The 12,110-nt window shown below is 65.3% G+C and carries 10 protein-coding genes; 4 read left to right on the plus strand and 6 right to left on the minus strand.

Annotated elements, in window-relative coordinates; translation table 11 throughout:
• Positions 1–23: 23 nt before the first annotated feature.
• The 4 genes from BOH68_RS01145 to BOH68_RS01160 all read right to left on the minus strand — a co-directional run bounded on the left by BOH68_RS01145 (position 24) and on the right by BOH68_RS01160 (position 3,721).
• Complete coding sequence (locus BOH68_RS01145) at positions 24–1,535, minus strand: 4Fe-4S binding protein (protein WP_077378616.1); 1,512 nt, start codon at positions 1,533–1,535, stop codon at positions 24–26.
• A 43-nt stretch (positions 1,536–1,578) separates the two neighbouring features.
• Positions 1,579–2,439 carry an FTR1 family iron permease gene (locus BOH68_RS01150; RefSeq protein WP_077378619.1) on the minus strand — a complete coding sequence of 287 codons (861 nt, stop codon included), beginning with the start codon at positions 2,437–2,439 and terminating at the stop codon, positions 1,579–1,581.
• A gap of 123 nt (positions 2,440–2,562) precedes the next feature.
• On the minus strand, positions 2,563–2,937 hold the full coding sequence (locus tag BOH68_RS01155) for a cupredoxin domain-containing protein (protein WP_077378622.1): 375 nt from the start codon (positions 2,935–2,937) through the stop codon (positions 2,563–2,565).
• A gap of 223 nt (positions 2,938–3,160) precedes the next feature.
• Positions 3,161–3,721, minus strand: a complete 561-nt coding sequence (locus BOH68_RS01160; protein ID WP_077378625.1) for an iron transporter — start codon at positions 3,719–3,721, stop codon at positions 3,161–3,163.
• Between the two features lie 248 nt (positions 3,722–3,969).
• Here BOH68_RS01160 and BOH68_RS01165 point away from each other — a divergent pair, with 248 nt between their 5' ends.
• The gene (locus BOH68_RS01165) at positions 3,970–6,375 is read left to right on the plus strand and encodes a GNAT family N-acetyltransferase (protein WP_170877475.1); all 2,406 of its coding nucleotides are present in this window, start codon (positions 3,970–3,972) and stop codon (positions 6,373–6,375) included.
• Between the two features lie 279 nt (positions 6,376–6,654).
• On the plus strand, positions 6,655–8,118 hold the full coding sequence (locus BOH68_RS01170; RefSeq protein WP_077378631.1) for an aminoacyl-histidine dipeptidase: 1,464 nt from the start codon (positions 6,655–6,657) through the stop codon (positions 8,116–8,118).
• 130 nt (positions 8,119–8,248) lie between these two features.
• Here the strand turns inward: BOH68_RS01170 and BOH68_RS01175 are convergent, their stop codons facing one another.
• Both BOH68_RS01175 and BOH68_RS01180 read right to left on the minus strand, forming a co-directional pair.
• Positions 8,249–8,635 (minus strand): hypothetical protein, encoded by a 387-nt coding sequence (locus BOH68_RS01175; RefSeq protein WP_077378634.1) that lies wholly within the window; start codon positions 8,633–8,635, stop codon positions 8,249–8,251.
• Between the two features lie 278 nt (positions 8,636–8,913).
• On the minus strand, positions 8,914–9,501 hold the full coding sequence (locus tag BOH68_RS01180; RefSeq protein ID WP_077378637.1) for a type 1 glutamine amidotransferase domain-containing protein: 588 nt from the start codon (positions 9,499–9,501) through the stop codon (positions 8,914–8,916).
• Between the two features lie 214 nt (positions 9,502–9,715).
• Here BOH68_RS01180 and rmuC point away from each other — a divergent pair, with 214 nt between their 5' ends.
• Positions 9,716–11,488, plus strand: a complete 1,773-nt coding sequence (rmuC, locus tag BOH68_RS01185) for a DNA recombination protein RmuC (protein ID WP_258038329.1) — start codon at positions 9,716–9,718, stop codon at positions 11,486–11,488.
• 306 nt (positions 11,489–11,794) lie between these two features.
• Positions 11,795–12,091, plus strand: coding sequence for a BufA1 family periplasmic bufferin-type metallophore (locus tag BOH68_RS01190; RefSeq protein WP_077378640.1), 297 nt, complete (start codon positions 11,795–11,797; stop codon positions 12,089–12,091).
• Positions 12,092–12,110: the final 19 nt, after the last annotated feature.

Genomic DNA, 12,110 nt, shown 5'->3' on the forward strand with positions numbered 1-12,110 from the left:
TTCAGCCTTCGGGTGACAGCGTCTCACCAGCCCCAGAACATCAGGTACCAGACCCCCAGCGCGGGCAGGCAGGCCAGTGCGACGCTTGTCGTGCCGACCAGTCGTGCGGCGTTGCCGGCGAGCCGTCCACCGTTGCGCTGCTCGCTGTCGTGCTGCTCGCCGTTGTACTGCTCGCCAGTAATGCGCCAGGCCAGTCGCAGGCCCCACAGGCAGGCCAGTGCCAGCAGCACGGCGCGAAGATCATTGGCCCAGGTGAGGTTGATGCCGTCACCGCGCAGCAGCGTCATGGTGGTGGCGGAGAGGCCGAGGAACACGCCGAGCCCGCCCAGCGGAATCAGGCTCAGCGAGAGATGCCACAGGCGTGACAGCGTCGCCTTGCCCCCCATCAGCCAGTTGCCAAGCAAGAGCGGCAGGCTGGTGAGTGCGCCCAGCAGACCGCCGCCCACCACGATCCACAGCGTGATCAGACTGCCATCGAGCAGATTGAAGACATCGTTGTGCTCGGGGTAGTTGGTCAGGATCCAGGGGGGCAGGGTGGTGGTCAGCGGCCACATCAGGTCATGCTCGATCAGCCAGACGGCCAGCTGCTGCTTGAGCGCGACGAACCACGGGCTGGCGCTCCAGCTGAAGGCGCCGATGGCGATGCCGAGCAGGCCGAACACCAGCACCGAGTAGTGGGTGAAACGCACCGGCTGCGGCGGTTCGACCAGCTCCACGCCCGGCGACCGCCATTCCAGCTGCATCGCGTCCTTGTAGCCACTGCAGCGCCCGCAGACATGGCAGTCGCCGGCACTGTCGAGCTGCTTGAGCGGAATCAATGGCGCGCAGTCAGGCGCATGCGTACGCACGGCATTGCCCTGGCGCACGGCGCGGTTGTGGGCGTTCCAGCGCGCCTGGTCGGTACGGAAGTGGGTCGGCGAGAGGCGCGCCAGCAGATTGAAGACGCCATTCACCGGGCATAGCTGACGGCACCAGACGCGTGTGCCCTTGCCGTAGATCAGCCCGACCACGATCGCCGCCACCGTCGAGCCGCCCAGCACCACCAGCGCGCCCAGCGGGTACTGATAGACGCTGGCCAGCTGACCGTAGAGCGTGGTGCCCAGGAAGGCCACGAAGGGCCAGCCTCCCCAGCGCATCCAGCCCGGAATCGGCCGGCCGAGCCCGATGCGGCTGGCGGCCTCCGTCAGGGTACCCTCGGGGCAGAAGACCCCGCACCACACCCGGCCCATCAGCACCATGCTGATCAGCACGAAGGGCCACCACAGCCCCCAGAACACGAATTCGGCGAACACCGTCAGATTGGTGAGGATGTGCGCCTGATAGTCGGGCAGCGGCAGCAATGCCGGCACCACCAGCAGGAAGGCGTAGATGCCCACCACCAGCCACTGGATCAGCTGGATCAGGCCGCGCCGCTGTTGCATCGCCTGGCCGAACCGCGCGATACGGGTGGCTCGGGAGGCACCGGCTCCGGCGTCACTGGCGATGATGTCCGCCCGTGCGTCGGGGCGTGCGGAGTGTGTACTGCAATGGGCCATGAACGCTTCCTCTTCTCTCACTGGGCAGTGCGCGGGACGGGCATCAGCTGCGCGCGCGGGCGGTGAGCTGCTTGCGCTGATCCTTGCGCTCCACCTTGCGCTGGCGCTTCATCAGAGTGATGACGATGACCCAGTAGAGGGCATAGCCCAGCACCATGGTGGTGGCGGGCCAGGCGCGATAGCCGGCGAAGGTCGCCAGCAGGCCACCGAGACCGCTGCCATCATCGAGCAGCCAGCTGGAATCCCACAGCGGGTCGAGACCGGCCGGCAGATAGCCCAGGCCGATGAGCTGCTCAAGCCCTGACATCAACAATGACGCGGCCAGCAGCAGCAGCAGGACTTCCGTGACGCGGAAGAACAGCTTCCAGGAGAACAGGCGCGAACCCAGCTGCAGGGCCATGAAGGTCGCCACTGCCAGCGCGAAACCGATGAAGGCCGCGAGAGAGAAGCTGCCGATGCCACCGGACTGCAGGCTGGCGGCGCCCATGCCGTAGAGGAAGACGACGGTTTCCGCACCTTCACGTGCCACGGCGATGGCGACCAGTACCGCGACCCCCCAGTAGCTGCCGGAGGAGACGGCCTCGGCCAGGCCGCTCTCGAGTTCTGCCTTGAGAGTCCGGCCCTTGGTCCGCATCCAGAGCACCATCTGGGTGATCAGCAGGCAGGCGATCAGTACCAGCGCCGCCTGGAAGACTTCCTGGGCGGTGCCGGTCAGCCAGGTGTTGGCGCCCATCAGGGCCGCGCCCATCAGCCCGGCCAGCACCAGACCGGCAACGACCCCACCCCACAGGTAGCGCAGCCCGGCGCGCGTGCCCGACTGCACCAGCCAGGCATGCATGATGCCGATGACGAGAATGGCTTCGACGCTTTCGCGCCAGACGATAAACAGAACCTGATCAAACATGGCGGGACTCTCGGGGACAGCGGGCAGGGTGAGGAATCGGCAATGCCGTTCGTGCCCTGACAGGGAAGAGATGGCAGGCGCGGCAGGGGACGAGACGAGTGACGGCGGACATGTGCCGGTGCCTCAGTCTTCTGCGACGACCTTGCCGCGGGCATCCGGCAGGTGGAAGTCATCGAAGTAGTCGTAGCTGCCGGCACGCAAGGGGTGGATCACCACGAAGGATTTCACGCCCGGGGCCAGCACCTTCTCCTTGCGCAGCGAATTGCTCTCGAATTCGGCGGGCGTGTTGCCCGCGTTGTGCAGCTGGATGACGAATTTCTCGCCGGCCTTGACCTTGAGCACCTCGGGACTGAGCTTGCCGTTGGTGAGCGTCAGGTCATAGGACGGCATGTCGCTGGCCAGCGTCACGCGCGGCAGCAGTACCGCCAGCAGCAGAGCGAGGGTCGGCAGCAGCGCAGCGACGGACTGCCGGGCAGATCGACGACGAGGAAGGCGCATGATGGGCTCCGGGATAGTGGGGTAGGCACTCGGCAGAGGCACGAGGGAGGGTCATTCGGACGTGGCACTCGCGGGCGCCAGGTGCCAGGGATGGAGGGTTGCCGGCAGAGCGACCAATGGCCGCGAGCGCTTTTCAGCACAGGCGGCCATTGGAGACAGCGGGCGGACATGCCGGCGGATACGAGATGGCGCCGGCATGTCCGCCACGTGCAGAGGCTGGTGCTCAGTAGCCGCCTTTCTTGCCGACACCGGCATACACGAAGTCGTAATCGGTGGTGATGGTGTCCGGCCACTCGGCGACACCGGTTTCCTTGTCGATGTGACGCGGCATGTCCGGGTGCTGGATGTCGAAGGTCAGGTGGTACTTGCCCGGGCCATCCAGCTTGACGTTCTTGCCATAGTGGGTGCCGTCGTTGGCGATCATCGGCACCAGATCGCCTTCGATCGGGGTATCACTGCCCTGCTTGGTCAGGGTGTAGTGAATGCCCAGATAGGGGATCCAGTCGCCCGGCGCGAAGCCGTTGTCGTTTTCCATCAGTGCGTGGATATCGGCTTCCAGATGGATGTCGGCCTGATTGGCCGGCAGCTTGCCGGCCGGGGCCATCACCACTGGCTGCAGATAGACGGCCGCGATTTCCATGCCGCCTTCCTTGACCGGAGTGCCGATCGGGTATTCCAGTGCCGAGGCCTGGCCCGCCACGAACGGTGCCGCCAGGCTCAGGGCGAGCAGGGCAGGCTTGAGCGCGCGGGGCAGAGTAGTGGTGACGAAATGACGCTGTGGCATCGGGGATGGCTCGCAATAATGGGAAGTGGAGCTTCATTATCCTGATAGGCATAAATATAACCATTCTCATTCTTGCGCCGCCTGCGTTGCCTATCTTGCAACGGGGTGTTTTTAAATATGAGATATTACTTAAATAAAAGGACGTTGAGAGAGAGGGCTGCCCGGCGTGACTGGCCCCTGGCCGCCCGTCATGAGGATTCCAGCACCATGTCTGGTCTGCCACGTCACCATGCGGCATGCTGCGCGCCATGATGACGACTTCTTCACGTTACCCCGCCCCATTGGACCCTCCCGCCATCGATGCCTGGTGCCGGACACTGCATGAGCGCCTGCTCGCGCGGCATCAGCGCGCCTGTCTGTGGATCAGCGGCGGAGAGGGCACGGCCAGCGATCCCTGCGCTGCTGCGCTGGCGATCTGTGATCTGTGGCCAGCGCGTGAGCCTGCTCCACTGTGGCTGGGGGCCGGGGAGGCGATCACGACGCCGGGCGGGACACACGTGCGCTCGCTGGCGATGGCCAAGGCTGCCACTCAGCTGGGCGGCGAGCAGGCATTGGTCGTCTTCGATGCCGCACATCCGCAGAGTGGTCTTGATCCCGATGCCTTCGGGGCCGTGACCGGCACTCTGATGGCGGGAGGACTGCTGGTGCTGGTGACGCCTGCCGCCTGGGCCGACGCCGAGCCAGCGCCAGCGCCGGATGGCGACTACGCGCGTCTGGCGCACTGGCCGTTCGCGCGTGAGCAGCTTGCGGCGCGCTATCTGGCGCGGCTTGCACGGCGTCTCCAGGCGGATGCCAGCGTACTGCACTGGCCGCAGGGCGAACCGTTACCGGCGCTGCCACCCGCCGGGGAGGCAGCGACCCGTGTCGGTGAGGTCACGGACCCTGATTGCCTGACGTCAGATCAGGCCGAGGTGGTGGCCGCGCTGGCGGCGCTCCGTCCGAACCAGCCGGTGGTGATCAGTGCCGATCGTGGCCGCGGCAAGAGTGCCGCGCTGGGCATCGCCGCGGCACGCTATCTGGCAGCGGGGGAAAGTGTCTGGCTGACGGCGCCACGGCCGGCGGCGGTGGCCGCGGTCTTCGCGCGTCTGGCAGCGCTGCTGCCGCGGGGGCGCCGCGAGGGCAATGCCTTTCGGCTTTGCGTGCCGGCAGTGCACCCCGCGCAAGCCCGGCGGACAGCTGATGGAGCGGAGGTTGCGAGCGAGCTGCGTTTCCTGGCGCCGGACGCCATCGCCGCCGCCCGCCTTGCCTGCCCGGAGGGGCCACTGCCGCGCTTGTTCGTCGATGAAGCAGCCGCCATCCCCACCCCGTTGCTCAAGGCGTCTCTGGTGCATTTTCCGCGCATCGCCTTCGCCACCACCGTCCATGGCTATGAAGGTACCGGGCGAGGGTTCCAGCTGCGTTTCCGCCAGCATCTCGAGCGTCAATGCCCCCGCTGGCAGGCACTTGAGATGACCACGCCTGTCCGCTGGGCGTCCGGTGATCCGCTGGAGGCGCTGACCGATGATCTGTTGTTACTCTCGGCACCGCCATCAACGCTGGCGCCGGTCATGGAGGATCGCAGCGATGCCGAGCAATGGCTGGTCGGCAGTGAGGTCGTCGTGCTGGATCGGGACGCTCTGGCACGCGATGAAGCGATGCTGGAGTCGCTGTTCGGCCTGCTGGTGCAGGCGCATTACCGCACCACGCCGGCGGACCTGCGGCAGCTGCTGGATACCCCGGGGCTCAGGCTGCTGGCGATTCGCCATCAGGAGACCGCCAGTGGCAAGCCGGCATGGCTGGGCGTCGTGGCGGCCGTCGAGGAGGGCGGGTTTCCTGCACCGCTGGCAGAGGATATATGGCGAGGTCAGCGGCGGCCGCGCGGGCATCTGCTGGCGCAGTCTCTGGCGGCGCATGCCGGTCATCAGGCGGCCGCCGAGACGCGCTGGTGGCGGATTCTGCGCATCGCGATACATCCCGCACTGTGGCGGCGTGGGCAGGGGGCGCGCTTGCTCAATGCGCTGGAGCAGCAGGCACGGTTGGCGGGTGTCACTCGTCTCGGCACCAGTTTCGGGGCCGAGGCGGGACTGGTGGACTTCTGGCTGTCCCAGGGCTTCATGCCACTGCGCATGGGGCTCAAGCGCGATGCGGCCAGTGGCGAGCATGCGGTGATGATGGGCAAGGCGACGGGGGGGGCATGCGATGACGAAGGCGAGGCCTCGCCGGGAGATACCTTGCTCGAGGCGCTGCATCAGGACTTTCAGCATCTGCTGCCGAGCCTGCTGGCGCATGAGCTGGCCGGGCTGCCTGACGTGCTGGCATCGCGGCTCGCCCTGGGCGGTCAACCGGCTCAGGGCTGTCAACCGGCTCAAGGCTGGCCGCAACGACTCGACTGGTATCGGCGCGGTGGCGGAGGTCTTGCCCTGGTGCGGCCGTGGCTGCAGGCCGCGCTGAAAGCTCACGGCTCCCCGGATGAGCAGTGCGTCGGCTCATCCGGACTGGATGAGGCCGCGCGTCACGGGCTCGCACTGGCCCTGGCCGGCCAGGATGCACCAGCCTTCATCGACTGGGCCCAGCGTCAGGGCATCGTGGGGCGCAAGGCGCGTGATCGCTGGTGTCGTGCGGCGGCAGGGCGTCTCGTCGATGCGCACGGTGCCCTGCCTGCCGGCGATCATTGATCAGAGGCCGGGGATGCCGATCGGTCCCGGCATGTCGGGAATCGGCGAGCAGCCGCTCAGCATCAGCAGGCCAGCAGTGGCGGAAAGGACGGATAACAGCAGAAGTCGGCGGGGCATGAGGGCTCCGGTTGTCAGGGGCTGGAAGTGCACAGCGTGGCCGTGTCGAGAGATCTCATCCTTGCATATTCGCAGTCACTGATCGACAGGCACCGACAACCACTAGCCATGGCCGTGGACGGTTCCGTATGCTCGGGGATGACAAGAACAGGAAACTTCGCCATGAATGAGCATATCGACACGTTGGAACCCGCCATTGTCTGGCGTCATTTTCGTACCCTGTGCAATATCCCGCGCCCTTCCGGGCATGAAGCGGCACTGGTTGAGCATCTGATTGAGTGGGCGCAGTCGCGCGGCCTCGCGCATGACCGCGACGATTTCGGCAACCTGCGTCTGCGCAAGGCGGCCACCCCCGGCCATGAGAGCGCTCCGGGGATCGTGTTGCAGGGGCATCTCGACATGGTGGCCCAGGCGGCCAGCGACTCCCGCCATGACTTCACCCGTGATGCGCTCGAGACCTATCTCGAGGAAGGCTGGCTCAAGGCGCGCGGCACGACGCTGGGCGCCGACAATGGCCTCGGCGTCGCCGCGGCGCTGGCGGTGCTGGAAGACGAGACGCTGGTGCATGGTCCGCTGGAGGCGTTGTTCACCCTCGAGGAAGAAACCTCGATGGGCGGCGCATTGAATCTGGCCGAAGGCTGGCTGGAAGGGCGCTATCTGCTCAATCTGGACTCGGAGGACCGTGGCCAGGTCTATATCGGTTGCGCTGGCGGTGCGGACATCAATGTCGCGCACGAATTCGCCACGTCCTCGCTGAAGGATGCCGAGGCGGAGCTTGAGCTCACCATCGGCGGGCTGGTCGGAGGACATTCCGGGCTCGACATCCATCGTGGGCGCGGCAATGCCAACCGCCTGATGTCACGGGCACTGGTGGCGCTGGCGGAATTCTCGCCGCGTCTGGTCAGCTGGTCTGGCGGTACGCTGCGCAATGCACTGCCACGCGAGGCGACCGTCGGCGTGGTGCTGTTCGATGAGCGTGTCGCGGCAGCCCGCCAGCGTCTGGCGGAATTCGAGGCGCAGATTCGCGATGAGCTACGTGACACGGACCCGGACGTCACCCTCAGCGTGACGCGCGGCAATGCCGAGAGTGCCCTGTCCGTCGAGGATACCCAGCGGCTTGTCGCTGTGCTGGATGCCGCGCCCTATGGCGTGGAGCGCATGAGCGCAGCCGTGGAAGGCGTGGTGGAAACCTCCAACAATCTCGGCGTGGTCCAGCTGCGTGAGGGGAGTTTCCATCTCTGCGCCCTGGTGCGCTCGCTGCGTGATGATGCGGTCTCCATGATGGAGCAGCGCATCCGCGGGCTGTTCGGCCTGTTGGGGGCGCACACTCAGGCCGAGAATGCCTACCCGGGTTGGCAGCCGCAGCCTGAGGCGGAGCTTTTGGCGCGATTCTGCCATCTGCACGAGAGCGTCACCGGCCGCGCGCCGGAGATCAAGGTCATCCATGCCGGTCTGGAATGCGGCATCCTGGGGGCCAAGTATCCCCAGCTCGAGATGATTTCCTTCGGCCCCTTGATTCGCGGTGCGCACTCGCCCAGCGAGCGCGTCGAGGTCGACTCGGTCGGGGAATTCTGGCAGGTGCTCAAGGGACTGATCACGACGCTTGCCGAGCCGCGCGACGCCTGATCCGGGCCGATTGACTCCCCACGACACCGCCCCCGCAGGTAGCCTGCGGGGGCGGTGTCGTATCTGGGCATCAGGCTCTCGTTGCGCTTCCTGCGGGGGCGCTGGCTGGGCACTTCGAGCGTGCGTCAGCTCAGTGGATATTGATGCGTATCGCCGGGAAGCCGATGCTCACGCCATCGTGACGGCGGCGCAGGTCATGGCGGCGCGAATCGTATTGTCGATACTGATGAGGCGCGTAGCGCTCATGTTGGTAGTAGCGGCGCTGGGGAATGCGGTGACGTGTATCGTGGCGAGAGTGATGGCGCTCCACCCGCGGCTCGTCGAACATCCTCAGATGGCGGCGATTGATCGCCTCATGGCGGCTTTGCGGCGTGCTGTGACGCTCGATGGTCTGTCGGCCGTGATGCTGCTGACCCTGTGAGCGATGACGATCATCCGCGGCAACGACACCGGGGATGGCGAGGCTCAGCATGAGTCCCAGGCCCAGCAGGACTGGTGCCATTGTGATGGTGTGCATGGGGTGGTCTCCCGTGTTGTCGGATAGTCACCCTTCTTGATCCCTGTTCACACGATACCGTGTCGCGGACACTTTGACGAACAGCGTTCTCTGATGTGCCGACGTCTCCCTGAGTCCATGTCGTGATCTTCTGGCCTTCATGCTCTATGGCGCTCAAGGTAAGTGCTTGCTCGCAAATGCTTTTCCCGCGATGAGCCTCAGTCTGCGGTGCAGAGCGCAAAAAAACGCCCCTGCCGCGGGGGCAGGGGCGTTTTCGGGTGCTGTCGTCGGGGACGAGATCAGGCGTGTTGATGCTGATGCTTGCCCTCGGCGAGCTCCTCGAGCAGCTTGGCATTGAAGGCATCGAGGTCATCCGGCTTGCGGCTGGTGACCAGCGCGCTGTCACACACGACGTCGCTGTCCTGCCACGCGGCACCGGCGTTTCGCAGGTCCTGGGCGACGGAGGGGAAGGAGGTCATCTTGCGGCCTTCGACCACCCCGGCGTTGATCAGGATCCACGGCGCGTGACAGATGGCGGCCACCGGCTTGTGGGCCTGGAAGAAGCTGCGCACGAAGTTGAGTGCGGTCTCGTCCTGGCGCAGGGTATCGGGATTGAACAGGCCGCCCGGTAGCACCAGGCCATGATAGTCGTGTTCGCTGGCATCGCTGAGCGAGGTGTCGACCTGGTAGGTCTCGCCCCAGTCGGTTTCGGCCCAGGCACGAATGCCGTCTTTCTCCGGCGAGACGATGTGTACCTCGACGCCCGCCTCCTGCAGTGCGGCGCGCGGCACCGCAAGCTCGGATTCCTCGAAGCCATGGGTCGCGAGAATGGCCACGCGCTTACCTTGCAGTTGTTGACGTGTCTGCTGATCGGTCTGCTGTGTCATGCAAATCTCCTTTCCGTGCTTCGGCTCTTGCGAGCGTGTTGGGCAGAGAAGGGAAAAATTCTGCTCTCAGCATGCGTTGCTCACTGAGGTGAGCGCCCCACGTTGATGCAGCGAATTCCCGTCCTTTCGTGCCCTGACACTCAAGACATGGATGCGCGATACTGACTTTCAAGGGGGTGACCCCACTGCGTTTTCACCGGCCATGGAGTGCCCGATGCCTCTGCTTTCTGAATCTTCCGCCGTGATGTGGTTGCTGGTCGGCGTGCTGTTGATGCTGTCGTTGATCCTGGGGTTGGGCTGGCGGCGAACCCGCGAGCAGCTTCACGCTCTCGAAGAGAGCAGTGACGAAACCCGGCAGGCGTTGCAGCAGACGCTTGAAGAGGCGCGGGATCTACAGCAACAGGCCGAGCAGCGGGCGGCCCTGGTCGAGCAGCGTGCCGCACTGGATGGGCAGCAGGCGGAGCAGCAGCAACGCCATCTGAGCCAGTCGCTGGAGGAGGCGCGCCAGGCGCGCGATGCGCTGACGGAACAGCTCGCCACGCTGCGCGAATCGCTGCAGGGGCGGCTTGATGAACAGTCGCGTGCGCTGAGTGAACAGCAGACGCTGGCACGCAGCCTGACCCGCCAGCAGGAAGTGCTGGAGGCCCAGCTGCTGGAGCGCGAGGAGCGTCTCGAGACATTGACCGAGCGCTACGCCGAGCTGCGCGAGACGCATGCCTCGCTGGTCACGCGTCAGCGTCAGGAGGCCACTCATCACGCCGAGCAGCTGGCACTGCTCAACGACTCCCGCGAACGCCTGAGTCAGGAATTCGAGCAGCTGGCAGGCAAGGTGTTCGAGGAGCGCCAGCAGCGTTTCACCGCCGCCAGTGGTGCCCAGCTCGAACAGTTGCTCAAGCCGTTTCGCGAGCAGGTCGGGGACTTTCGTCAGCGCCTCGAGCAGCTGCATGGCGAGGAGGTACGCGAACGCACCAGCCTCAAGAGTCAGCTCGACCAGCTGGCGGGACTCAATCGCCAGATCACCGAGGAAGCGGCCAATCTGTCACGTGCGCTCAAGGGCGACAGCAAGATGCAGGGCAACTGGGGCGAGATGATTCTGGAGACCGTGCTCGAGCGCTCCGGCCTGCGAGAGGGGATCGAGTTCAAGCGCGAGGTGTCCTTCAGCGGTGAAGGCGGGCGTCAGCGCCCGGATGCCATCGTCTACCTGCCGGACAACAAGCATCTGATCATCGATGCCAAGGTCTCGTTGAGCGCCTACACCGACTACGTCAATGCCGCGGGTGAGACGGCGCGGGCGAGAGCCCTGAGGGCGCATCTGACCTCGGTGCGCGGCCACGTCACGGGACTGGCGCGGCGCAACTATCCTGCCATCGAGGGGCTGGGGTCACCGGATTTCGTGTTCCTGTTCCTGCCGATGGAGCCCGCCTTCGCGCTGGCCTTCGAGCATGACTACAGCCTGTTCCAGGACGCCTCCACCCAGGGCGTGGTGATGGTGACGCCGACCACCTTGCTGGCCAGTCTGCGCACCGTGGCCAGTCTGTGGAGTCTGGAGCGCCAGAACGACAATGCGCGCGTGATCGGTGAGCGTGCCGGGGCGCTGCTCGACAAGTTCCGCGGACTTGCCGAATCCCTCGAGGAGCTTGGTAGCCAGCTGGGCCGTACCCGCGAGGCGCACGATACCGCCATGAAGCGTCTGGCCAGCGGGCGCGGCAACCTGATCAGCCGTGCCGAGGAGCTGCTGGAGCTCGGTGCGCGCATGAAGAAGCCGTTGCCCGAGACCCTGGTGCGTCAATCCCGTGACTCCCTGCATCACCAGGGGCCGGTCTCTGGCCCGACATCGCAGTCCGATGCTGCTATTGAATCTGATCCTGAGACTGAGTCTCAATCTGAGACTGAGCCTGCCTCTGGCTCGACGGCGGACAAGGCTCAAGGTGCCACGCTATCGCGCTGGGAACATCTGGAGCGCAAGTGGCAAGGGGACACCCCGTGAACCGGCACATCTCGCTCATTGCCGGCTGACACTCGGTGGCATGCCATCTCTCGTATTCCCTGTTCTTTCTCGACGGCCCTCCAGCAGGGCCGTTTTTCTTGAGATGCAGGGTCAACGCAAGCTCGGACTATCGTGTTCTGACGCGGTGAGGAAGGAAATATCGTGAGTGATGCAAAAAATTCGACATCTTCTGCATCCGTTCTCCGGACCTCCCCGTAAGTTGGTTTGAGCCTGCGGTAATGGGGCGAAAATGACAAATGAACAACTTTCAGCTCATGAATGAGCGTTTTCTCAGGAGATGTGCCCATGTCTACCAAGTCCAACAAGTCCGCCAAGACCGCTTTCGCCCTGGCTTCCGCCCTCGGTACCGCCGTAGCGCTGTCTGCCGCCGTGGTCTCCATTCCGGCGCATGCCGCAGACATGGAAAAGTGCTATGGCGTGTCGCTGGCCGGTGAGAATGACTGCGCTGCAGGCCCGGGCACCTCCTGTGCCGGCACTTCGACCGTCGATTATCAGGGCAATGCCTGGAAGCTGGTCCCGGAAGGCACCTGCACCTCCATCGAAACGCCCACTGGCACCGGCAGCCTGGAAGAGATCAAGTAAGCATCACGCCTCGGGTCTC

Origin of the sequence: Cobetia sp. MM1IDA2H-1 (assembly GCF_002916775.2) — a bacterium.
In the GTDB taxonomy this organism is placed as follows: Bacteria; Pseudomonadota; Gammaproteobacteria; order Pseudomonadales; family Halomonadaceae; genus Cobetia; species Cobetia marina.

Bases quoted from the DNA above. Each gene is read 5' to 3' on its own strand.
- rmuC (WP_258038329.1), top strand. From the start codon at position 9,716: ATGCCTCTGCTTTCTGAATCTTCCGCCGTGATGTGGTTGCTGGTCGGC.
- BOH68_RS01175 (WP_077378634.1), bottom strand. From the start codon at position 8,635: ATGCACACCATCACAATGGCACCAGTCCTGCTGGGCCTGGGACTCATG.
- BOH68_RS01165 (WP_170877475.1), top strand. From the start codon at position 3,970: ATGATGACGACTTCTTCACGTTACCCCGCCCCATTGGACCCTCCCGCC.
- BOH68_RS01155 (WP_077378622.1), bottom strand. From the start codon at position 2,937: ATGCGCCTTCCTCGTCGTCGATCTGCCCGGCAGTCCGTCGCTGCGCTG.
- BOH68_RS01190 (WP_077378640.1), top strand. From the start codon at position 11,795: ATGTCTACCAAGTCCAACAAGTCCGCCAAGACCGCTTTCGCCCTGGCT.
- BOH68_RS01180 (WP_077378637.1), bottom strand. From the start codon at position 9,501: ATGACACAGCAGACCGATCAGCAGACACGTCAACAACTGCAAGGTAAG.
- BOH68_RS01145 (WP_077378616.1), bottom strand. From the start codon at position 1,535: ATGGCCCATTGCAGTACACACTCCGCACGCCCCGACGCACGGGCGGAC.
- BOH68_RS01170 (WP_077378631.1), top strand. From the start codon at position 6,655: ATGAATGAGCATATCGACACGTTGGAACCCGCCATTGTCTGGCGTCAT.
- BOH68_RS01160 (WP_077378625.1), bottom strand. From the start codon at position 3,721: ATGCCACAGCGTCATTTCGTCACCACTACTCTGCCCCGCGCGCTCAAG.
- BOH68_RS01150 (WP_077378619.1), bottom strand. From the start codon at position 2,439: ATGTTTGATCAGGTTCTGTTTATCGTCTGGCGCGAAAGCGTCGAAGCC.